The sequence below is a fragment of the Chlamydiales bacterium genome (assembly GCA_041395025.1).
In the GTDB taxonomy this organism is placed as follows: Bacteria; Chlamydiota; Chlamydiia; order Chlamydiales; family JAAKFR01; genus JAJACP01.
The window spans coordinates 772,096-796,215 of record JAWLBH010000001.1 but is presented as its reverse complement, the minus strand read 5'-3'; the positions used below and the strand labels follow the sequence as shown (position 1 = coordinate 796,215).

Sequence of the window (24,120 nt, the reverse complement as noted above, 5' to 3'; positions counted from 1 at the left end):
TTATTTTTTTGATACGGGGAATATTTGATTTAACTCATTATTACGCTCGTCTTTCTGTGCAGCTTCTTGCGATTTGAGTCTTTTTGCTAAGCAATATTTCTGATAGGTTTGGTATATCCATTTCAACCTACTCCCGTCGTTCAACTTTGAATCACAAAAAATGGAAGGACTGTCCTTATTTTCTTTGTACTTTAAGGCATGCGCTACCCTTCCGATAAAAGGAAACTCATTTCCTATTATCTCTGAAGAGTGATAGAGATACTCAGCCATTTCATCCATTTTTTCAATAACTTTGTTATTGTCCTTTTTACTATTATCCTCTATAAGATGCGCTTGATAAGCCATTAGAGCATCTCTTTTTTTATAAATGCTCGATCTAGGTCTTTTTTCTTTAATTAATTGACAAGCTTCGTTAACTGTAAAATTTTGATATTTCATCAAGTAAGCTGCAATACCCATCGCTGAACGTCCAACCCCAGCACGACAATGAACATAAATATTCTTCTCTTCTTTAACTTGTTGGTCAATAAAATCTGCCGCTTCATTAAGCTGATCTATATTTAAAGGAACATGGTCTTCGGCAAGAATTCTTTTAAGAATAATCTTATTATCCAACCCTTGATAATCGATTTCGGTATAGGGAAGAACAAGACCATTTGGCTGGGTTACTTCCCAAAGTTCGTTAAGGGATAAAAATGCTTCTACCTTTTCAGTGTAAAAAAGGTACTTTGCGTCATTGACTAAACGATTTGGAAGAGCTCCTAGAAAAATTTTTGAGTTTCCGACTTCAAAAACTTGATGATAGTCTTGTTGAGCTAACATACGTCTAAGCATACTATACTCAAATTCAAATTTTTGCTTTCCTTTATCAACAAAAGTGAGTTGTAACTCTAATCCAACCACTAATCCTACTCCAAAGCTACTGACTATACAAGCAACGACCACCCAAGAAGGAGCATTGACAAGGAGAATAACTAAAGAACAGCCAGTAAATAGAATCGATACAGCCAGGGTTTGGATAGTAGGAGAACGTCCAAGACCTTTAATTAAATCCCCAAATTTTTGCCGCTCGTAGCGCAAAGGCACAATCTCTTGCACTTTCTTCTCAAGCTTAGGGAAAGTATTATCTGTCGAGATTGGCTCCATATTAGAAACATAAGTTATTACTATACAAAAGATTATATTAAAAAAATTCATATATGTCAAGATATTTCTCTAGTTACAGAGGGAGAAATGAAAAGAAATAGTTTAGAGAATTTATGGTTAAATTCAAATACTTAGACATTGACCTTCTTAGAGATAGGAAGAGTTATAATAAAAGTTGTTCCTTGGCCTATTTTCGACTCAACTTCAATTTTCCCTCGATGTTTTTCAATAATAGGTTCAACAATTGAAAGTCCCAGCCCTGATCCACCTAAACTACGAGATTCTCGCTTGTCAACAGCATAAAAACGCTCAAAAATGCGTTCTAATTCTTCAGCAGGAATACCGATCCCTTTATCTGAGACTCGAATAATAAACTTCTTGGAATATTTTTCGATGTGAATGGTGACTTCTTTCTCTTTTTTTGAGTATTTAATTCCATTATCTAACAAATTAAGAATGGCTTGAAAAAATAAATCATTATCAGCCATTAAATCAAAAGGACCTTCTCCTTTTGTTTTGATCAAGATTTTTGCTTCAGGATGAATGGATAGCATTGTCTGTTTTGCTTGCTCCATCAAATGGTAGAGATTGCAATTTTGAAGACGAGAATCTGGAAGTTTTTCATCAACTGCAGCAAGAGTAAGTAAATTCTTTACTAATGTATCCATCCGTTTACAGTTGGTGACAATCTTATCAGTAATTTCATGATACATTTCACGCGTTAGCTCTGGATGATCATGAAGTGTTTCTGCGAATCCTCGAATAATCGTAATGGGTGTTTTAAGTTCATGAGAAGCATTCGCAATAAAATCTCTTCCAAGTTCAATCACTTTATGAAGGCTAGTTTTATCCTGTAAAACTAAAATTGCTCCTCCCTTTATCCGTGGAACAGCAACTGCATCAAGATATCTTTTTTGCTTACCTTTTGGTTTAATCATCAGCACAAGAGTTTGACGCGTTTTTTGTGCCTCTTTAATAAGATCTTCGCAAGATTTTTGATGAGCAAATGAAAAATTCTGCCCAACTAATTCTCTTTCATTAATGCCTAAAAATACTTCTGTCATTCGATTCATATAAATAATCTTCATCTTCTCATCAACTGCAATCACTCCTTCAAGAAGAGATTCAAGAATCGCATTTTTTTCATTTTTCTCCAAAACAAGAGAAGAGATCTGATGATCAATATGACGAGAAAGAGAGTTAAAAGTTTCAGCTAATTTTCTAAATTCATCTCCCCAATGGATCCCCCTTTTTATCTTGATTTCAGGGATCTGTTGTATTTCTCCTCTCTGATAGGGTTGTATGGCTTGAATAATCTCCTCAACAGGATGAGTAAGAAGATGAATCATAAACCAAGATAAAATACTAAATGAGAGTAGGACAACTATCCCTAAAATGAAAATGGTTAGGGTTAGATCATGAATCATTCTAAAAATCTCTTCATAAGGAAAGGCAGTTTGAAGGATGTAATCTTTGTCTTGATAATTAAATTGAACAGCTACATAAGCGATCTCTTGTCTAAATAGAGGTGAAAAATGGACTTCATAGTTAATTTTTTTTTTAATGACTTTATCCAATCCTGATTGAGTGATAAGTTGCTCATGACTAAAACCAGCAGTAGCCTCATGAGAATCATAGATATAACCTACTCGTGGATCAAAAAGGCTAATTCTAAAAAAAAGAAATTTCTCTAATTCTTCTACTTGTTGAATTAAAGAATCAAGATTTGGAGCGAGTCGTAGGTTTTGGACGAGCTGTAAGGTGCGATTTTTGAAGTTCTTTTCTTGAATCCATCCAATCAGACCATGGACAATCGGATAGATACATATTGCAAAAATCAGAAAAATTATCAGAAAACTGAGAAGAATTTTTTGTCGAAATCCCATATCTAGCTCTCTTCCCATTTAAAACGGACAACTTCATAGATTGAAACTGGTTCCTTAAATCCTTTTAGAGCGATGGCTTCGAGTGGTTCAACAAAAAAAGATTCTTTGACATTTGGCTCAATAAGTGTCGCTTTCGAAATGACTAACTGATTCCCTTTGGCAACTTGACATAACCTTGAAGCTAAATTCACATTTGATCCTAGGACTGTGTAATTTAATCGATTCTCAGCTCCCATATTTCCAGCAACTACACATCCTGTATGAATCCCTATTCCCATCTCTATCACTGGCTCTCCTTCTTTAGCTCTCTCTTCATTCCACTGCTTTAGAGTCTCAATCATTAACATTCCTGTTGAGACAGCTCGCAAAGCATGGTCTTCATGAAATTTCGGAGCTCCATAGATTGCCATAATCTCATCACCTACATATTTATCGATCACCCCTCCTTCACCTTCAATCACACGAGAAATTTTTGTCATGCATGCATTGAGCATTTTAATAATTTTTTGTGGTGTTGCATTTTCCGTCATCTCAGTAAACCCTCGAATATCGCTAAAAAGCATGGTAACAATTCTATCTTCTCCTCCTAAATGAATGCGATCGCGTAGAATTTCATTTGCAACCTCTTTAGAAACGACTTTATCAAGAATCCCACGAATTTTTTCTTTTTCCTCTAAACCCTTGACCATATTGACAAATGATCGAATAAGTATAGCGACTTCATCCGATCTTTTCCCTAAATTTGGAAAGACAATCTCTTGGTAGTTTCCTGCAACCACATCTTCTGTTGCTTTTGCTAACTTTGTAATAGGATAGATGACAGTGAAGCCAATTCTCCCGACAAATAGAAGAATTAACAACATGATAGCAAGAGAAATTAAAGCAAGTTGCAAAGAGATTCTTCTCGATAATGTATGTTCTAATTCAAGAAGAGTTTCAATAATGGATTTTTCTTCAGTGATGGGATCAATTGCATATAAAACTAAATCCTCATTGAATAATTTAATACACGAGTTAAAAGAGGATTGTCCCTCAATCGACAACATCCCCTCATTTTCTTTAAGAGAATTAGATTGAAGAATCTTGTCAATCTCACTCGATGTAAGTTTTTTCCCTTTCCCATCAAACCCAAGCCAAATTTTTTGATCGATATTTAGTAAAATTGTCTGATTCCAAGAGAGGGAGAGCCCTTTGATTAAATTGCTCATAGAAAATCCAATTGAAATAAAAGTATTTGGAATAAAAAGAGTATTTGCAATAAATGCAGAATTTTCTTCTGGTTGAACAATAAAAATAGAACTATCTGCTACTATTGATTGATCTCTTTTGGAAGAATACATTTGATCATAAAATAGATCGTGAGAAACTGGGGTCGTTTGGAAGACTTCTTTTGCAAAAAGTGCGACTCCCTCATTGTTTAAATCTAATCTTCCAATGCCATCAGGGATCACTTTCTCTTGATCCTTTTGGATAGATAATCCTTCTAAAAATAGTGGAGCTAATTTACGAATCATATCTATCTTAATGCCCCAAAAATAGGCCTCAGGATCATCTTTAGGCTCACTAAAAATCTCTTGAGGCATATTTTGATCTTGATGCAAGACAAGACTCGCAAGCATCTGAGAAAAATTTTCCTTGCCCCATAGGATTTTATTAATTTCAATCAGAGCATAAGAGGTTGCAGTATTTTCATCCTGAGGAGCTTTAGGTAGAGGAATACCCAAATACAACATCTCTTCCTCATGTGCTTTGTCCATGCTCATCACTACCCACCCATTTCCCTCCCATACTTTTTTGATGGTATAGAGCTTGGCATTATGTGATGAGATGACAATTGTTTGATTTTGATCTGGTGAGTGAATTTGAACAAATCCAATTTCAGGATCATATCCGGCTAAATCTGCTGCTCCTTTCCAAACATTCAAAAGAGGATTTTCTTCTTTCAATAAAAGATGGTTAGAAAAAGAATTTTCCTCACCAAGCATAAATAGGATCGAGTTGATATTTTGAACTGTCCTATCTATCTCAGCATTTAATGAATGTTTTTGACTCTCAACCAGTTTTCTATGTTCTTTGATGAGGAGAGAATGAATGTGTTCAGCAGCCGCATACACATCCTGTTTTACAAAGCAGGCAGGAAGGATATATGTTAGTACGACCATCCCACAAAGGAGCAAACCTACCCCAAGAAGCAATTTAGTAGATAATTTCATCCTGTGTGTAATCTAACAAATTTATCCACCAGAGGAAAAGGGATAGTTAATGAAAGTCAGAATTCCATGGACGATGAGTGAGATTTTCAAATCCATTAGATGTAATCACAATGGTATCCTCAAGACGCACTCCTCCTTGATTTACAAGGTAAATGCCTGGTTCAATTGTAATGACCATCCCTTCTTTTAACTCTCCAACAGCCTTCTTTCTAATGTATGGTTCTTCATGAATCTCTAGGCCAACCCCATGGCCTAAACTATGTAAAAACTGATCTCCATATCCTGATTCTGTAATGTAACTACGCGCAATATGATCTAGTTCAGCAATAGGAGTGCCTGGTTTACATAAGGCAAATGCTTTGCTTTGAGCAGCATTGATAATCTCGTGAATCTTCTTTAGTTCCTCTTGAGGCTCTCCAAAAAAAATTGTCCGTGTCATATCGGAATGATAGTGATTCACAACAACCCCAATATCGATAAGTACAATATCCCCTGGTTCTAATGCTAAATCTCCCACACGAGAATGAGGATAGGCACTATTTTTACCAAAAGCAATTTGAGGAGGAAAAGAAAGTCGTTCTCCTCCTTTTTTGCGCCAATAAACTTCAAGTTCGATAGATAATTGTTTTTCTGTGACCCCTTTTTTAAGAAGAGAAAGTAGAAAATCAAATCCTTCGGCACAAAGATTGGCAGCTCTTTTGAGAGCCTCGATTTCGAGTGGCTCTTTAATCGATCGAATCAATTGCAGAGGTTTAGAAAGAGGAACCCATTCATGTTTAAAAGACGAGAATTTCAGAAAACAATCATAAGTCGTAAAAAAGGCATCAAAACCAATTCTCTTACCTTCAAAAAGAGAAAAAAAATCTCTTTCTTTTTCTAAAAGAGCAACTGGAATTAAGAGCTTCTTTTTACACAATTCGTAATAGCGTCCATCAACATAAAGTACAACCTCTTGTTTGGATATCATGAGCCGTCCTAATGAAAGAACCTCTCCAATCAAGTAAAATAAATCTATCGGATGATCAACAATCAGTAGATCAACTTCCCAATCATCCAAAGATTTTTGTATTTTTTTGATGCGATCCATGAAACAATTTCTCCAATTCCTTTTCAGTTAATAAAAGATAAGTTGGTCTACCGTTAGGTGTCCAGTTTGGCTCAGAACATTTAAAAAGCGTATCGACGATGACCTTACCTAATTGAGAAGAATGGATTCTCAAACTTTTTTGTAAAACATTTGCAAACTTCTTCTCTTGAGGTAATTTGCCTTCAGCTAACAATCCGTAAACAAAATCCAAAACTTCTTCCAATTCAAAAAATGCAGGTAAAGCATCTATAATAAAGGTATTTCCTCCAAAATGACGAATGGAAAATCCTGCTTCTTTAAGTAGAAGCAGATTTTCCATCATTTGCATTTTTTCTTCTCCTATTGTTTCGATTTGAAGGGGGATTAAAAGCTGCTGAATTGCAGTCTTTTCTGGCTTTAAGAGCAGTTGTTCATAGAGAATTCGAAAACGTGCTGCTTTTAAATCAACAAGATGAATCCCTTTAGCATCTTCAAAAAAAAGATACTGTTTGAAATGAAACATTTTCTGAGAAGGAACTGAAAAAAGTTCTGGAGATGGGCTCTCTTTCTCTTGATGAATCTTATCGGAAGAATAAGGAACTTTTTCCTCAGAAGCAGATAACGTCAGTGTCTCAAAAGAGGAAGAAACTGAAATCTCTGGAACATTCATTATAGTCAATCTTTTATCAATGACTCTTGTAATAAATTTACCAACTTTTTCTTCCTCACAAATACGCACTTCTTTTTTTTGTGGATGGACATTTACATCTATAAGATCTTGAGGGGAAAAAAAATAAAGAACAAAAAGAGGAAATCTATGTTTGGAGAGTCGTGTTCCATACCCTTCCAGAACTTTTCGTGATACAAAAGATGAATGCACACAACGTCGATTGATAAATAGATATTGGCCTGTTTGGTTAGGACGGTGAAAGCTAGGAGAAGCGATAAATCCTGATAATTGAAAAGGCTCTTCTTCTTGTTCCACAGGCAACATCATCTGAGAAAAACCTCCACCAATAAGTAAGCGAATACGATCTTTCAAAGGGGTTTGTGGATCGATTAAGAATTCTTCTTTTCCTTCTGAAATCCAAGAAAATCCAACTGTTTGATAACATAATGCAAATTTAGTCAATACCTTATGAATTTCAATACGATCTGAAGTTAAACTTTTCTGAAAATTTTTTCGAACAGGTGTATTAAAAAACAGTGACTTAACTTCAATAGTGGTGCCTTTTTGGCGTGGTTTCATTTGAATTCCTAAACATTGTCCTCCTTTTACATTGAGCTCATAACCTTTCTCATCATAAGCTGTATGAATCAACATTTTGGAAATAGCAGCGATTGAAGAGAGTGCCTCTCCACGAAATCCCAATGTGAGAAGAGATTTAAGATCTTCTATGTCAGAAAGTTTTGAAGTTGCATGTCGTTCAAAAGAAAGAACAAGATCATCATAAGCCATTCCACATCCATTATCAACGACACGGATGACCCCTCGTCCTCCTCCAACAGTCTCTACAGAAATAGCAGAAGCCCCAGCATCTAACGCATTTTCTACCAGCTCTTTAACAACAGAAGCAGGGTTTTCCACTACCTCTCCTGCTGCAATCTGGTTAATCGTTGCTTCACTAAGAAGACGAATCCTTCTTTGCTCTCCCATATTAAAATGATTTTTTGATAAAATAGGGAATAACCATACAATGGTAAAGAAAAAAGATGCAAGAGAAGGTATTAAGATGACAGAAAGCATTCAAAAATCACAGCCTTTACCACCTGAGCGCAATCAAGGAAGCAAGCAAGTCCCCTTGAAAGATCTTGAGGAATATATTCAATTAAAAGAGGAAATTAAACAAATAGAAGTCCTGCTAACAATGGCTCAAAATCTTGTCCAAGATCATCTAAACAAGACAAAAAACAAAACACAGGACTCTCAGTTTCATGTTGAGAAAGTTCCAGTAACAGGGAATTCTCAGGAGAGAGAAAATATCACGACTTTTAATGCACTTCAGCCTCTGATTGCCATTGAATTAGAATCGTTAAAAAAACAAATTCTCATTTTAAACAAAGATGATATTCATTACTCAGAAAGAGATAACAGCGCTCTTAATCAACTTGAAGAAGTAGCGAATGCATTCCCAAAGATTTCGGAAGATCAAATTGATGTCTTGGATAGGCTATTCGATACACTTCAATTTCAAGCGAATCAAACTGATGAAAAAGCTCGAGGGGCTTTTTGGACTGAAGTGAGGATGATGTATCGAAAAATGGCCCATATCAACGAGGAAAATTCAAAAGAAATCGAAAAGAACTTACAAAAACTTCGAAAAACACAAGCTCCAGGTGAAGAAATAGAGGGAGCTGAAAGAGCTCAAGTAGGTCTTGAATCCACACACAAGAATTTAGAAAAAGCAGCAGAAGGGGCTACTTTACATGCTACGCTATCTGGTGCCTTACCCAAACAATTCCAAGATGCTATTCTTAAACACTACATGCCTCAACAAGAGAAATACTTAGCCTTACTCGCAGAAGCTTTAATGTGTGATAATATGGGATCTGAATTTGGGAATCAACTGCTGAATCTGATGACAGAGTTCAATGCTTCTGCAACAAATTTTAGCCTCAGTAACTCTCTTCATAGTAGTGGGAAAAAGGATGAGAATGGGAATACTGTCTATAACGGAGACGCAACACAAGCAAATGCACAAATTAGCAAAGAAAAAAATAATGCCTATAATCAAGTAAAGGCGATTAATGACTCTCTTAGTAAAATTGAAAGCCAGATCAAGGAAGTCAACAATGATGCTCAATTGACCGATACTCAAAAAAATGAACTCATCAAAGGTCTTAAGGAAATTGAAACAGAATTAAAAACCGCTCTACCTCAAGTGAGTGCTCTTTACGAACTTTTAGGAGATCTTTCTGCTACAACTTCTGGAGATGGTTTTATCATTACTTTTCAACCTCCAGAAACTTCTGACTCTTCTGACTGGGCTCCAGCATTATCTGCCTACGAAAATATGGTGATTAATGGGGCAACCCCAGACGAAGCAAAAAAATGGGGGTTCCCAGAAGGAGGAGGATTGGTTCAAATTAGCTCAAAAACGAATACTTTCCAACAAACCTATGCAGATCAAGGGCAAAATCAACAGATGAAGCTCCAAATGAATATGACCCAAATTCAGCAAGAATGGACAGTGGTATCCACTGCTTTACAACTTTTAAATCAAATGTATATGACTATTGCTCAAGGTATTTATAAATAGTACTCCCATTTACCTTTTTGTGGTATTAAGATGAGCTTTGTAGATTTCCACCTGCTCAGAAGCTTTTTCTAACAGTGTGTCTTTGTAGAAGATTAAAGGATTAAGGTAGTCTGGTTTCATTAGATCGATCAGCTGATATGGGAGTAGACCTAAACGAATGGCTTCTCTGAATAAGATCACTCTCTCTAAAATACGATTGAGAGCACTTTCGGAAATAAAACACCTTTTTTTTAATTTCCAGCTTAGTTGTTGAAAAGGAAAATTTTCTAAGAGTTTGATCAAAGAGGGGATCAATGGCTCCTTACCCCCTTTAAGATTCCAATACCAATAACTCAATTGATCATGGGAATCTGGAAAAGAAAGCCCATGATCTATGGCAGCAATTTTCTCATCTCCAACTAAAATATTTCCAATATTACGATCGGTATTCCCAATGATCACATCTAGGATAATAAGAAGTTGATAGTCGACCAGAGGCAGGTTGTTTTCCTCTTGATGATAGACATCACTAAAAGGGACAAATCCTTCAAGGTATTCTTGAAACGAACCATATTTTGTCTTATCTGGTCTATACGAAGAGAATCGATTTTCAGAGGATAAAAAAAATGTGCGATGGGTAAACTCTGCATAATAAGTATGGGGCACAATCCCAAATCCTAAAAAAGCATCAACTAAAAAAGCCCCAACTTCATGATGAGCGGCCTCACCCACTCGACACCCTAGACGTGTCATGCGCTGGCCTAATGCTCCTTGAAAACCTGGACCAATGGGATTATTAGGCGCATGGATTTCTTCATCAAAAGGTTTGAAGAGCCCCACAACTGTTTTATTTGTACTACGGATCCAATAAGCGCCTGAACACCCCTTAGTAATTAAAATTGGATAGAGTCCCTTTATGATAGCAATTTTAGCATCTTTAATAATCTCTGGGATCTTTTGATGCTTAACTGCCAGATGGATTGAGCGAATGACATGGTATTGAAGAAGAGAGTTCCGATGAAAAGTATCCAAGTGGATTTTAATGAATTTCTGATCCCAAAGCTTTCCATTGATCTTTTTGACATGTCTTAACAAACGCTTTAAAAAAGCGGTTTTTCTTTCAAGAAAATAGATCAATATCTTCTTATCAAAAGGATTATTTAATTCCAGAGTTAGAGTCACATAGGTATAATAAACGATTTTCTTTACACGACTCAAAGGAGCTCCCATTAGGAAGAAATTTTTTAGAAAAAAACTCCATTTCTGCCATTTTGTCGTTAAGAGAAAGAGTTTCCCGGTTCTTGACGCGCTGATTCCTTGATCTTCTCTGACTCGGATAAGGATTTTTATATTTTGCGAAATATGGCTTAAATCCATTTGTTTAGCTCTATAGCAGTGAAAAAGATAACAAAAAAAATGGATCCCCTCGTCAAGAGGGATTTTATGATAAAGTTTTTGTAAACAATTAAGGACAAATTGATAAAAATGAATTAGGAGAAAAACGCTTCTCCTCCAAATCCACAAGCTTAATTTTAATAAAAAATCTTTCAGTCTCATAAAACTTATTATATTCACTTAAATAAATTCTAACAATTATTAAGATTTATTAAAAAACCTAATAGAATCTTTAAAAATCAATTGTAATTTAATTATTTATTTGATATACTTATTAAATAATTTTATTAATTACAGGTTTTACATGACTTATGAATCAATAGAACTCAATGCTCAATTTCTTCAAAAGGAGGAGAGAGAGGCGATTGCGGGAGAGATTCTAACCCATTTAAAAAAGGGGATGACTCTTCAAGAGGCGATTGGAATCAGTGATCAGGCTCTTGAAGAGGTTTATGGACTTGCTTATAATTTTTATTCTCAAGGTAAATACAAAGAATCTGTAAGTTTATTCCATTTTTTAGCAGGTGCTTCTCCAAAAACCTATAAATATATTTTTGGATTAGCCTCCTCTTATCATGAGCTCGGGATTTACCAAGAATCGATGGTGGGTTTTTATGTAGCTTTAGGGCTTGAACCAAATAATCCCCTCCCAGCGTATTACATTACAGATGCGTTCTTAAAACAAGACTTGATAGAAGAAGCTAAAGAGTTTGTAGAAGTGACAATTTCGATATGTGGGGATGATCCAGAATATCAAAATATGAAACACAGGTGTGAGCTGATTCAGCAATCACTAAAAAATAAATAATATTAACAAGGAAGGCTATGTCAACTTACCATGCTGCAAATAATTCAATGAATTTTATTCAATTGAATAGATCTATTCAAGAAACAGCGAATCCCTATCCTCTCAATAGGGAAGTGATACGCACTCTTGATACAATCGCGGATTTAGAAAAAAAAGAAGAAAAAAGACAAGTTGAGATTCGTGAACGCCCAGTTCTTCCTGAGGCTAGCCAATCGAGTGATCCAAACTATCTAGGGATTTTAGCTGAAGCATTTTCAAAAGCCTTTGCCTCTATGTCTGAAGGATCTATTCAACAGGTGCAATCCTATGCAGAACTTCAGCAGCTTAACGAAACGATTTCACAATCTGTTTTTCAATCGATGAAACTAGCGATTGATAAAGAAGAGAAGCAGATTAATGCTGTCTCTATAGTAAATGCCTACCAAGAAAAATGTTCTGAAGTAGACAAAGTCTTGAATTGGGTCCTGTTTGGAGTTGGAATTGCGATGATCTTAGGAACGATTGTGAGTTGCGTTTTTGATGGAGGAGCTTCTGCTGCTGCTCTTCCTGAAGAGATCGAGCTTCTTTCAGATCTAAGCGTAGAAGAGATAGGGACCTTAGATGAAGCTGTTGATGCTGCTCCGGAATTCAGTGAAAATCTAGAAATAGAAAGCAATGATGCTGTAGAAATTCCTGAGGAAAATCTCAATATTGAAGGAGAATCTTCTCAACAAGAGACAGAGATCAATCAAGCAAACAGAGATACAACGAATGAAATGGATCGAGTCAATAGAGAAGGAGCAAGAAGCAAGTCAAATTGGAAAAAAAGATTGTTACATATGTTGATTGGAGCGGGATTTGGGACGCCATCCTTAGTCAAAGCGATTCAAGAGATGAAAACTTATGATCTATTAAAACAGACTGCTGATTCACAAAAAGAAGTCGGAGAGGCACTGGCGATCCTCCATCAGAATAATCTCTACTTTCAATTCTATCAACATCTTGTTCAACAAACAGGCAGTGTTGTGCAAGAAGAAACAAAAAATAGTGCTGAATTAGTCGAAACGTTTGGTGAAATTACAAATGCTTACCAACAAATTAGTTATGGTTTAGCTCAAGCGGTCTAATTTAAAAAATAATAAGAGGTAAAAAAGATGAGCAGTATGATTAATGAGTTGAATAAAAAAGTCATCAATCCAATTGACTATGTAATAAAGGAAAATGAAAAGGGACAAAAATATCGAGAACTCTTGATTGCAGAGATCCGCTCTTCACAAGATCAAACGCGGATAAAAGATCAAATGATCTCATCTACAGAAGAGAGTTCATTAGGATTACCTATTCACGTAAAAAGCGAAAAACCCAAACTCCCAGAACCTAAAGAACAGTTTAATGGCTTTAAAGGAGTTGAAAAAGGATCTGAGCAAGGAAAGACACTTGGGATCATTGCCATTATTGGTGAAGTGATGGCACTTCAAGCTAAAGCTAACTCAAATTTCTGGGGAACACTTTGGAAACAAGCCTCAGAATCGATGATGATGGAAGTCAAGTTTGCTCCAATTATAGGAACTGCGGTTAAAAGTGCTTATGATGCACAATCTCAAGCAACTATGGCTCAAGCTAACCAAGCAAAAGAAGATGGAATGATTAACTTTACGATGTTTGGTGCGATGATGATTTTTGGGGGGATTTCTGAGATCACTAGTGAAACTGATGTGGCTGCTGATGTGAATGCGGAGCAAGAGACACGTGCAGTAAATGAAGACATTCAAGAGGCAAGTGCTGAAGAGAACCCTTCTCTCATAGAAGAAGAGAATTCAGTCGAAAATGAAGAGGCACAAGCAAATGAGCGCCAGAATATTGATCGAGCTGTAAATAGAGAAGAGTCGACTTTTGTCAGTCGAATCAAAAAATATGGAAAATCTTTCAAAAAAATTGCAGGGAAAGCCCATAAAAGATTAGGGAGTGCTCTTGGAAAAGGGATGCAATATGCCATGGGAGCAAAAATGGCTTCTGATGGAATCACAGGTTGGTTTGTTGATGCAAAATATCAAGCTCAAAAAGCTGAAAAGGAGCAAGAAGAGGGTCAAGCTCAAGCACTCTCTAAAATGACAGAACAGTACGCACAATTCTATGGTCAATCCTTTAGTCGTGCAGATACTTTAACACAAGGGACCCAACAGAATATCGATTATGCAATGAATGTCTTGAAATCAGCTGCTGATGGGATTACACAAACAGTAAATTCTATGTTTAGAGGGTAAATTCTCCACGAAAGAACCTCCTTCTTTAGGAGGTTCTTTCATCTTAAAATAAAAACTATCTTTCGCTATTCTAGATCATTATGGAGAGACATGTAGACAACCATATTGAATGGCTTACCTTTGATCACCTTTCAGCCTGTCCTAAATTAATTCATGGCGTCTTCTTACGCCATGGAGGTGTGAGTCAAGGAGAGTTTAGCTCTTTGAATTTCGGTTTAAATCAAGGGGATGATCCCCATGCAGTAGCGATAAATAGAAAACGTGGCTTAACTATTCTTGGGATCGAGGATTTTACTCTCCTTTACCAAATACATTCGAATAGGGTTGTAGAGGCAACCGCTCGTTTACAAGAAGAAGGAGATGCTCTAATCACACAAAAAAAAAAATTAGGACTTCTCATCTTACATGCTGATTGCCAAGCTGCAATTTTTTATGACCCGATCCATCATGCACTGGCTAATGTCCATGCAGGATGGCGTGGAAGTGTAGCTAATATCTACGGGAAGACGATTCAAAAGATGAAAGATCGTTACGGTACCCAGCCTCAAGATCTCCTTATAGGAATTTCTCCTAGCTTAGGGCCCGAAGCAGCTCAATTTATTCATTACCAAAATGAGCTTCCCAGCACTTTTTGGCCTTATCAAATCAAACCCACCTATTTTGATTTTTGGCAGATCTCACAATTTCAACTCAATCAGGCTGGGATTCTCTCTCATCATATCGAAATGGCTAATCTCTGTACTTATACTCATAAAGAGGACTTTTTCTCTTACCGCAGGTGTAAACAAAGTGGCCGTCATGGCACAATAGCTGCAATAAAATAGCTTAAATAGCTCTTTGGATATTTTTCTTGCTCGTCCATCTGATATAGCCAAGGCGTAATTCTTCAGCATACACTAACCAAAGACCAAATAAAATGACTCCAACAGATAGAAAAAATCCCCATGAGACAGTTTCATTTAAGATCAGCCAACCAAAAAAGGCAGCAAAAAGAGGCGTTGTGAGACCAGCAAAAGAAAGGAAAGTTGCAGTAAACCACTTCAATAACCATCCATAAAGATTATAACAAATCAAATTAGAAATGATAATCATCAAGACAATACCTTGAAAAAATCCGGTATAATCTGTAATCGGTGTTGGAACCCAACTATCAACGAAAAATGAATGAGTTAGAGCTATTAACCCACCTAAAGACATCGAAGAAGCATTCGCCATAAGAGGAGAGATTTTTTCATCTTTACCCAATTTTCTTAAAAGTACCCACCCATATACTGATGTCACCGTGGCTGCAATTAAAGACAGTTCTGCCCAAGATAAAAAAGAAAATCCACCTAACAGCTCTTCTGCCCCTGACTGACTCAGAAGGACAGGAAGAAAACCAATAAACCCTACAATAAGTCCTAAGAGTTTTCTTGATGTCAATTTCTCTTTAAACTGAAAATAGGAAAAAACTGCTGTAAGAAATGGAGATAGGCTATAAATAAAACAAGCCTTAGCCGCAGTCAAATATTGAAGGCCCCAGAATTCAAATATATTGGTTAAGTAAACAGAAGAGATCGAGAGAAGAATTAAAGGAAAGATGTGACTCTTTTTGCATTTTAAAGCACTTTTTTTAAAAAGTGCTAAAAAAGCTAAAATGACTAACCCTCCTATTAGCATCCGTGTTCCTGTTAGAAATAGGGGAGGCGCATATTCTAATGTCGCCTTTCCTAAGGTAAAGGAGGTGGACCAAATAAAAAAAGTCAAAAAAACAAAAAAAAGAGGCATATTCCCTTCTAAGGTTTCAATAAAGAATAAAAGAAGTTCTATTTTTATACATTATCAAATTTTTTCCTTAATAGATTAAAAGCTGTATCTTCTTTTAATCTTCCGTAAATATCTTCCAATCGAATAATATCATCTTCTTCTAAATATTCTCCTACCTGTACTTCAATAATTTCAAGTGAGACCTTGCCTGGATTTTCTACACGGTGTATTGAAGATTTAGGGACAAAGATACTCTCTCCTTCATGAATACATTGCTCTTGATCACTGATAGTGACTCTAGCTGTTCCATTGACAATGACCCAATGTTCACTGCGATGATAATGCATTTGTAAACTTAATTTTTGTTTCGGATAGACCTCAATCCATTTGATCTTATATCTTTCCCCTTTCATCAAGACCGTATAAGTTCCCCAAGGACGACGAATAGTGAGATGTTCTAATATTTCTTTCTTACCAAGCTTTTTAAGCTTTTCCACCATCTCTTTTATCTGAGACCCATAGGTTTTTTTAGCGACAAGGACTACATCATCTGTTTCAACGACTACAAGATCCTCGATTCCAATTGTCGAAACAAGACGATTTTCAGCATGAATCAGAGAATTTTTTGTTTGATGGGTGATCACATTTCCACAAATAGCATTTTGAGCTTCATCTTTTTGAAGAAATTCATAAACATTTTCCCAAGAGCCAATATCAGACCAAGAAAGATCAAGAGGTAACATGAAAATACGCTCACTTTTTTCCATGATTGCATAGTCAAACGAAATATTTGGCATCTTGGAAAATGGAGCTTCAATCAATTCTGGAGCATGTAAACCTGCCTCTCTTCTAAAAGTTTCTTTAGTCAAGGCAACCATTCCTGAATTCCAAAAATAATTTCCACTTTCTAGGTAATGACACGCTGTTTTAAAATCTGGTTTTTCAATAAATGCTTCCACATCTCTTCCATCTAATTTTATATATCCATATTCTGTAGCTGGACGATTAGGATGGACACCAAATGCCACTAGGTCTCCTTTTAAAGCAATGTCTTCGGCTTTTAGGATCGCTTCATGGTATTTATCAACTGGGTTGATCATGTGATCAGCAGGCGTAATCAGAAAGACTCCATCTTCTTCAATTTTTTCAAATGCGTAAGCAATTGCAGGCGCTGTGTCTTTTTGCTCTGGTTCAAGAATAATATGAGACTCAAGATTGGGGTCAATCTCTTTTACCTGTTTTAAGACTTCATAAAAGTAAACTTCATTCGTGAGAATATAAAGAGTTTGAGCAATTTCTAAGTTACGTCGCAATGTCTTTTGCAAAAATGACTCTTTCCCAAACAACTGGAGAAATTGTTTAGGATAGTTAGCACGAGACAGAGGCCAGAGACGCGTCCCACTTCCTCCGGCTAAAATAAGAATTTTCATGAGTCATACCATGTGTAATTTTTATGAAGGCGTCAAACACCTGATCCACTGTAAGGGCTTGCAGACACCGATTTTCTCTGCATTTCGATTCAAACCCCAATTGTATACAGGGTGAATATCTCATCAAAGGGATCAGGGAGATCACTTGCTCACCTTTTGCTCCCCATCTATTAGGTGAAGTGGGACCATGGAGGCTAATGACAGGACATCCAATCGCAGCAGCTAGATGCATAATCCCTGTATCCACACTAATCACACAGACACATTTTTTTAAATGATGAGCTGTTTCTCTTAATGAGAATGCTCCTGCATAATTCGTAGCTTCAGGAGAAAAACGCTTTAATGCTTCATATTGACTACGATCTCCAGTCAAATCAACTTGATAACCAAGATGTGTCATTCGCAGAATTAATTCTTTCCAATACTTTTCAGGCCATTTTTTCAAATGAGCTTTTGATCCTCCTGAAAACATATGAGCAACAACGCGTTTCTCAGAATGAGTCGGGCGAATTATAATCCTTGGAGGATGTTTGCTAACAATAGCTAGTGGTTGAATGAGGGCTCGATAATTTTCAATTTCATGATGAAAAAACGCATAGGGAATTGAAAGATCATACACCCAATGACGCCCCTGACCTTGAGTTTTAAATCCAATCGTATATTTAGAACGGGAAAAAAGGGTGAATAAGCCACTAATACGCGGCCAAGAATCACAATCTATCCAAATATCGACGGAATGTTTACGCAACTTTACCATAGCAGAGAAAGGATGAGTAATAGGTAAGGAAATGACTTTGACACCTTGAATCATTTTTCCCATTTCCCTATTCGACTCTCCTGTAAATAAAAGAACTTCTTTTCCCTTTAAATCTTCTATGATTCCTGAAAGAAGAACAAGATCGCCAATTCCTGCACTTTTAAGCAGACCAATCCTCTCTATCTTTTTAGGCAAAGAGCGTTTTTTACGGAAAAGACCTAGGATAAATAGAAGAGGAATTCCCAGATAACGATCCCAAAACTTCAACCACTTATTTCCTCGTTCCTTCATGCACTTGATCCAAAATATTGATAAATTTTTCAGCTGTTTTTTCGATTGTAAACTCTTTTACTCTTTTCCAACCCTTTTCGACTAACTCTTTTCGTCTTTCTGGATGATTTAAGAGAAATTCCATTCCCTTTTTGATTGAAGAAACTGAAAAGGGGTCGATATACTCAGCAGCATCACCACATACTTCCGGTAAAGAGGCAATACGACTGACTAAAACAGGACACCCACAAACCATCGCTTCAAGAGGAGGGATTCCAAACCCTTCATAAATTGAAGGAAAGACAAATAAATCCGCTCCAGAATACACTTCTGAGAGCATATCATCAGGAACATACCCCATATAATAGACATGCTCGGGAATGTGAATCTCACCGAATTGTTTTCCCACAATCACAAGAGGAAGAGGATTCTCCATTTGAGCATGCGCTGCAAATAATCTAGCTAAATTTTTATGAGCTTTCAAATTACCAACATAAAGGATATATCGCTTAGGTAAGCCTTGCATTTTTCTTCCATGAGGATGTAGGAGAGGACAACTCGGAACAATCCCTAAATGTTTTGGTTGAAAAAAACAATATCTTTCAATTTCTTGAGCAGAAAACTGGGAATCAGTCATCACATAATCTGATAAATATAAAGCAGCATTAAGAAAAATTTTCGCATAAAATTTTTTAGATAAAGAAAGTGTAGAAAAATACGCAAGGTGGAATACATCATGCACAGTCACAATTCTTTTTTTTGCTCGAATTGGGGAAAGCGGAATATTGAAATGAGGAGACCAAAAAGTATCACAACAAGGAATCTTTTGAGGCAACTCAATCTGTTCTCCTAATGAATAAATCCCACTTTTCATCATCACCTGATGAAACGGAAGGTTAAGAGGTTCATTCACAAGCAAAGTAAGACGAAATTGAGAGAGAGAAAAAAGAAGTGCTTTGATATGTGTTCCAATTCCAGATCCATGATAAAGGCGAGCATCAATGCATAAATGGGGCATACTTTGCTTCTTTTTGTGCCAAAAGATAATCGTTTCTTACCATTTCAGTGATCATATCTTCAAATGAAGTTAAGGGTTTCCATCCAAGTGTTTCATAGGCTTTCGAGGGATCTCCAAGCAAAGTCTCCACTTCAGCAGGACGGAAAAGCTTAGGATCTAATCTAATCAGAATTCTGCCTGGCTCTAAAGAACAGGAGAGTGAAGAATCAACGGATTCGATCACCCCTTTTTCATCCAGACCCTGTCCTTCAAAACGAAGCGTGATTCCAAGTTTTTCTGCCGCTATTTGTACAAATTCCCTTACCGAATGCTGAACTCCTGTGGCAACGACATAATCATCCGGAATCTCTTTTTGAAGAATGCGCCATTGCATTTCTACAAAATCCCGAGCATATCCCCAATCCCGCAAAGCATTAAGATTCCCTAGTTTTAGATCTTTTTGAAGTCCAAAACAGATCCGCCCAAGAGCTCGAGTGATTTTACGGGTGACGAATTGCTCACCTCTCCATGGAGATTCATGATTAAAAAGAATACCATTACATGCAAATAAACCATACGACTCACGATAATTCACAGTGATCCAATAGGCATATAATTTTGAAACAGCATAAGGTGAACGTGGATAAAAAGGAGTCGTCTCTTTTTGAGGGATTTCTCTTACTTTACCAAAAAGTTCTGATGTAGAAGCTTGATAAAAACGAGATTTCAATCCAAGAATACGGATCGCTTCAAGGATCCTTAATGTCCCCAAACCATTCACATTGGCAGAAAATTCAGGTTCCTCAAAGGAGACACTCACATCGCTTTGTGCTCCTAAGTGATAGATCTCATCAGGTTGTATTTCTTGTAAAAGACGGCATATGCTACCAGAATCCGTCAAATCACCTATATGCAAATACAATCCCTTCAAATCTTTTAAGCGTAAGGTATTATCTATGGAGCTATAACGATAAATGCCATGCACTTCATAACCTTTACCTAGGAGCAATTCTGCAAGATAGCTTCCATCTTGTCCCGTAATTCCTGTAATCAAAGCTCTTTTCATCCTTATGACCTAACACATTCGATCTGCTTGAGCCATGGTGAACCTTTCCTACTTTTCTTTTCAATACACTTGTCCATTGATGAGCATTGAGAGGGTCTAATGTAAATTAATTGACTTGTTAAAGATTCCTAAACTTAAAGAAAACAAAGCTTTAATTAGAAAATAGTATTTTCATTTTTCTCAAAAAAATTGGATGAAAACGATCCAACTCATCAACAATCCACTACGATCAAGATCATTAAGCATGATTTTTTTTTTCTTCTTTGATATAAGCCAACTATGTTGTTTTAAGCTTTCGATGTTTCTCTATGAACACAACGGTTTTGCTACCATGATTATTTTGAACGACACGTTATTTGAGAAAAAAACCCATCACAGATCAATATGATTCAAGTGAAATATAAAGATGAGCTTGTTGAGCTGCCTGAAAATAGTACTGCTCAAGATTTAGCAAAAAAATTTCATCAGACAGCCCCCGAACAAGCGCTTGCCGCCTCTATCAATGGTGTAACCGTTGATCTCTCTCACTCGCTTCAACATGGAGATGAGGTCATCTTATGGAATTTTTCTGATCCTATAGGTAAAGAAGTCTATTGGCATAGCTCAGCCCATATCCTTGCTCAAGCTGTTTTACGTCTCTATCCGGAAGCGAAACTCACGATTGGCCCCCCTATTGCAAATGGATTTTACTACGACTTTGCCAATCTTCATATCTCTGAAGATCAATTTGAGAAAATTGAAAAGGAGATGGAAAATATTCTCCAACAAAATTACATCACTCAACGTGAAGTGCTCCCAAATAAGGAGGCAGCTTTAAAAATATTTGGTAATAATAAATATAAAGTCGAACTTATTCAAGGATTTAAAGACTCTCAATTGACTCTCTATCGACAAGGCGAGTTTTATGATCTTTGTAGAGGACCTCATATTCCTTACCTTGGGAAGGTCAAAGCAGTGAAAATTCTTAAGAATTCTGGAGCTTATTGGCGTGGTGATTCCTCTCGTGAAATGCTTTGTCGTATCTATGGAATCACATTTCCGCATAAAAAGATGTTGAGGGAATATCTTCAAAAAATCGAAGAAGCAAAAAAACGCGATCACAAAATCCTTGGGCCCAAACTTGATCTTTTTTCACATAGAGAAGAAGCTCCAGGTATGCCACTGATTCACCCCAAAGGTCTCTTGATTTGGACTGCTCTACTCGATTACTGGAGAGAGCTTCATGAAAAAGCAGGTTATTTCGAAATCAAAACTCCCTTGATGATGAGTCAGGAACTTTGGGAACGTTCTGGTCATTGGCAAAACTATCGCCATAATATGTACACTTCGGCAGTAGAAGAACGCATTTTTGCGATTAAACCTATGAATTGTCCTGGTTGTATGCTCTACTATAAAACAGACATGCATAGTTATCGTGAGTTTCCTCTGAGAATTGCTGAAATTGGCCATGTGCATAGACATGAAGCATCAGGAGCGATTTCAGGACTCATGCGTGTCAGAAGCTTTCATCAAGACGATGCCCATATTTTTATGGAACCTCATCAAATTGAAAATGAAATCGTCAATCTCCTTCACCTAGTGGATCAAATCTACACGACTTTTGGCCTCAATTATCATCTTGAACTCTCTACACGCCCAACAGAAGGGACCATTGGAACAGATGAACAATGGGATCATGCGACTTTATCTTTACAACGTGCACTTGAAAAACATCAAAAAGCCTTTAAAGTGAACCCTGGAGACGGGGCCTTTTATGGTCCTAAAATTGACTTGCATATTTGCGATACTTTGGAGCGAACTTGGCAATGTGGGACGATTCAAGTAGACATGGCGTTACCAGAACGTTTTAATTTAGAGTATATCGACTCTCATGGGAATAGAAAACGTCCTATCATGATTCATCGTGCTCTTTACGGTTCTATTGAACGTTTCTTAGGAATTTTAATTGAACATTTTGCCGGGAAATTTCCTCTCTGGATGAGCCCAAGGCAAGTGCGGATCATTCCTGTTGCAGATCGTCATCTCGATTATGGCTTAATGTTAAAAAACCATTTTCTCGCAGCTGGTTTTCATTGCGAATTAGATAATTCTCATGAGTCTGTGAGCAAAAAAATACGCCTTGCACAAATTGAAAAAGTCAACTATATGCTCACGATAGGAGATCAAGAGATCTCTCATCAAACCATGACACTGCGTACACGTGATAATGTGATTCATGGTGAAATATCTTTAGAGAGGTTGTTAGAAGCAATGAATCAAGAAAAAGCCAACCGTGCTCTTCTTTCTCCTTGGAGACAAGAATGAAAACGATTGCCATCAGTAGCTTTAAAGGAGGAACAGCTAAAACTTCAACCACTTTACACCTCGGAACAGCTCTTTCTCGTTACTATGATGCCTCTGTACTCCTTATTGATTTCGATGCACAAGCTAATCTAACAGCAGGTTTGGGCTTTGATCCCGATGAATTTGACAGCCTCTCAGCTACCCTACAAGGAGAAAAAGAGATTCAAGAGATTATCCAAAAAACAGAGGATCCTCATCTTCATTTGATTCCAGCGGATACTTGGTTAGAAAGAGTGGAAATGACGAGTCCGCTTGCTGGAGATCGTTATTCTCACGAACGTTTAAAATCTATCTTAACTGGTCTTTCCTATGATTATGTCCTTATCGATACCCCCCCTTCTCTTTGTTGGCTCACTGAATCTGCTTTAATTGCTGCAGACCATGTGTTAATCTCTGCAACTCCTGAATTTTACAGTATTAAAGGATTAGAACGGCTCTCTCAATTTATCCATTCGATTTCAGAGCGTCATCCTCTGCGTATTCTTGGCGTGGCAATTTCATTCTGGAATCCTCGTGGGAAAAATAACCAAGCATTCATTGATCTTATTGAGAAAACATTTCCAGGAAAATTATTGGATATAAAGATCCGGCGCGATATCGCTATTTCAGAAGCTTCTATTCATGGGAAAGCAGTTTTTAGTACTCATCCCACAAGTCGTGCTGTCGAAGATTATCTAGCTCTTACTGAAGAATTCTTAATTAGAATAGGCATGAAGGTGCCCATATAGTTTTTTATTGTGTAAAGCGGGTTGACAAATGGTAAAAATCACATCGATTTTAAATGAACGTTTTCGAAAGAAAAAGAAATTGAAAATGGCAGAGCTAGCTGAAAAAACAACAGAGGGCAATCTTACAGTATTTTCAGGAATTTTTGGCATTAAAAAATTGGCAGAAAAAGATTGCGAACTCCTCTCCACTCTTCTCCAAAAATTTTCTCATGATAAGAATGCCGATCTGTCAAAAGATTTAAAAAGACTGATCGCGATTACCTCTGAAGTGAAAGCGATCAACAATCAAGCAGCGATTTTACATGGTGAAAGGATTAAACAAGTCCAAACCATGCTTAAAGACTATCGTGATGGAGCTTTTACTGCTTGGCTCATCACAGCTTACGGTAATCGACAAACTCCTTATAATTTTTTGCAATACTACGAATTTCATTCAAAAATTCCTAAAACGCTTCATCCTCAAATTGATGCTATGCCTAGGCAAGCGGTTTATACATTAGCTAGTCGTCTAGGTTGTTTGACGAAAAAAGAAGAAATCGTGCGCAATTACAACGGGGAAAGTAAAGAAGAAGTCATCGCTTTGATCCGCTCAATCTTTCCACTCGATCAGAAAGATAGACGAAAAGAAAATGTCGGAGAGTCGACTCTCAAAACTCTACGCAACCTTGTGACACTTTTCAAAAATTCTCCAATAAAAATGACTCAAACACAAAAACATTCAATGTGTGAACTCATCGAACTATTGAGTTCTCTCGTTGAAACATGTGAAATAAAATAAGGAATTTCT

General features: G+C 36.8%; 19 protein-coding genes. 8 read left to right on the top strand and 11 right to left on the bottom strand.

Annotated features, from left to right (window positions below; all coding sequences use genetic code 11):
- From R3E91_03585 to mutL, 5 genes are all read right to left on the bottom strand, one after another.
- Entirely contained in the window at positions 1-1,146 is a 1,146-nt protein-coding gene (locus R3E91_03585; protein ID MEZ5315277.1) for a dual specificity protein phosphatase, read from the bottom strand.
- 131 nt (positions 1,147-1,277) lie between these two features.
- A complete protein-coding gene (locus tag R3E91_03580; protein ID MEZ5315276.1) occupies positions 1,278-3,032 on the bottom strand; it encodes an ATP-binding protein in 1,755 nt (584 codons plus the stop codon).
- A gap of 2 nt (positions 3,033-3,034) precedes the next feature.
- Positions 3,035-5,245, bottom strand: coding sequence for an adenylate/guanylate cyclase domain-containing protein (locus R3E91_03575; protein ID MEZ5315275.1), 2,211 nt, complete (start codon positions 5,243-5,245; stop codon positions 3,035-3,037).
- Between the two features lie 46 nt (positions 5,246-5,291).
- Positions 5,292-6,332 (bottom strand): Xaa-Pro peptidase family protein, encoded by a 1,041-nt coding sequence (locus R3E91_03570; GenBank protein MEZ5315274.1) that lies wholly within the window; start codon positions 6,330-6,332, stop codon positions 5,292-5,294.
- Positions 6,295-8,058 (bottom strand): DNA mismatch repair endonuclease MutL, encoded by a 1,764-nt coding sequence (gene mutL / locus R3E91_03565; protein ID MEZ5315273.1) that lies wholly within the window; start codon positions 8,056-8,058, stop codon positions 6,295-6,297. The genes R3E91_03570 and mutL overlap by 38 nt, the downstream gene beginning before the upstream one ends.
- Between mutL and R3E91_03560 the strand changes: the two genes are divergently transcribed.
- Entirely contained in the window at positions 8,045-9,571 is a 1,527-nt protein-coding gene (locus R3E91_03560; GenBank protein ID MEZ5315272.1) for a CT620/CT621 family type III secretion system effector, read from the top strand. The genes mutL and R3E91_03560 overlap by 14 nt on opposite strands.
- Positions 9,572-9,580: 9 nt before the next feature.
- Here the strand turns inward: R3E91_03560 and R3E91_03555 are convergent, their stop codons facing one another.
- On the bottom strand, positions 9,581-10,927 hold the full coding sequence (locus tag R3E91_03555; GenBank protein ID MEZ5315271.1) for a hypothetical protein: 1,347 nt from the start codon (positions 10,925-10,927) through the stop codon (positions 9,581-9,583).
- Positions 10,928-11,249: 322 nt separating this feature from the next.
- Here R3E91_03555 and R3E91_03550 point away from each other — a divergent pair, with 322 nt between their 5' ends.
- The 4 genes from R3E91_03550 to pgeF all read left to right on the top strand — a co-directional run bounded on the left by R3E91_03550 (position 11,250) and on the right by pgeF (position 14,820).
- On the top strand, positions 11,250-11,753 hold the full coding sequence (locus R3E91_03550; GenBank protein ID MEZ5315270.1) for a SycD/LcrH family type III secretion system chaperone: 504 nt from the start codon (positions 11,250-11,252) through the stop codon (positions 11,751-11,753).
- Between the two features lie 17 nt (positions 11,754-11,770).
- The gene (locus tag R3E91_03545; GenBank protein MEZ5315269.1) at positions 11,771-12,859 is read left to right on the top strand and encodes a hypothetical protein; all 1,089 of its coding nucleotides are present in this window, start codon (positions 11,771-11,773) and stop codon (positions 12,857-12,859) included.
- 36 nt (positions 12,860-12,895) lie between these two features.
- On the top strand, positions 12,896-13,996 hold the full coding sequence (locus R3E91_03540; protein MEZ5315268.1) for a hypothetical protein: 1,101 nt from the start codon (positions 12,896-12,898) through the stop codon (positions 13,994-13,996).
- Positions 13,997-14,076: 80 nt separating this feature from the next.
- Positions 14,077-14,820 (top strand): peptidoglycan editing factor PgeF, encoded by a 744-nt coding sequence (gene pgeF, locus R3E91_03535; GenBank protein ID MEZ5315267.1) that lies wholly within the window; start codon positions 14,077-14,079, stop codon positions 14,818-14,820.
- 1 nt (position 14,821) lies between these two features.
- Here the strand turns inward: pgeF and R3E91_03530 are convergent, their stop codons facing one another.
- Genes R3E91_03530 through gmd form a run of 5 tightly spaced genes read right to left on the bottom strand, consistent with a single transcriptional unit; the run spans position 14,822 to position 20,262 of the window.
- Positions 14,822-15,763, bottom strand: coding sequence for a DMT family transporter (locus R3E91_03530; protein MEZ5315266.1), 942 nt, complete (start codon positions 15,761-15,763; stop codon positions 14,822-14,824).
- 44 nt (positions 15,764-15,807) lie between these two features.
- Entirely contained in the window at positions 15,808-17,172 is a 1,365-nt protein-coding gene (locus tag R3E91_03525) for a sugar phosphate nucleotidyltransferase (protein ID MEZ5315265.1), read from the bottom strand.
- Positions 17,111-18,220 carry a glycosyltransferase family 9 protein gene (locus R3E91_03520; protein MEZ5315264.1) on the bottom strand — a complete coding sequence of 370 codons (1,110 nt, stop codon included), beginning with the start codon at positions 18,218-18,220 and terminating at the stop codon, positions 17,111-17,113. The genes R3E91_03525 and R3E91_03520 overlap by 62 nt, the downstream gene beginning before the upstream one ends.
- A complete protein-coding gene (locus tag R3E91_03515) occupies positions 18,201-19,217 on the bottom strand; it encodes a glycosyltransferase family 1 protein (protein MEZ5315263.1) in 1,017 nt (338 codons plus the stop codon). The genes R3E91_03520 and R3E91_03515 overlap by 20 nt, the downstream gene beginning before the upstream one ends.
- Positions 19,198-20,262, bottom strand: a complete 1,065-nt coding sequence (gene gmd, locus R3E91_03510) for a GDP-mannose 4,6-dehydratase (GenBank protein ID MEZ5315262.1) — start codon at positions 20,260-20,262, stop codon at positions 19,198-19,200. The genes R3E91_03515 and gmd overlap by 20 nt, the downstream gene beginning before the upstream one ends.
- A 384-nt stretch (positions 20,263-20,646) precedes the next feature.
- On the opposite strand from gmd, the gene thrS reads away from it, so the two are divergent.
- From thrS to R3E91_03495, 3 genes are read left to right on the top strand one after another with little or no spacing between them, the layout of a single operon-like run.
- The gene (gene thrS, locus R3E91_03505; protein MEZ5315261.1) at positions 20,647-22,566 is read left to right on the top strand and encodes a threonine--tRNA ligase; all 1,920 of its coding nucleotides are present in this window, start codon (positions 20,647-20,649) and stop codon (positions 22,564-22,566) included.
- Positions 22,563-23,333 (top strand): ParA family protein, encoded by a 771-nt coding sequence (locus R3E91_03500; protein ID MEZ5315260.1) that lies wholly within the window; start codon positions 22,563-22,565, stop codon positions 23,331-23,333. Before thrS ends, R3E91_03500 begins: the two co-directional genes overlap by 4 nt.
- A gap of 28 nt (positions 23,334-23,361) precedes the next feature.
- Positions 23,362-24,111, top strand: a complete 750-nt coding sequence (locus R3E91_03495; GenBank protein ID MEZ5315259.1) for a CT583 family protein — start codon at positions 23,362-23,364, stop codon at positions 24,109-24,111.
- Positions 24,112-24,120 lie beyond the last annotated feature (9 nt).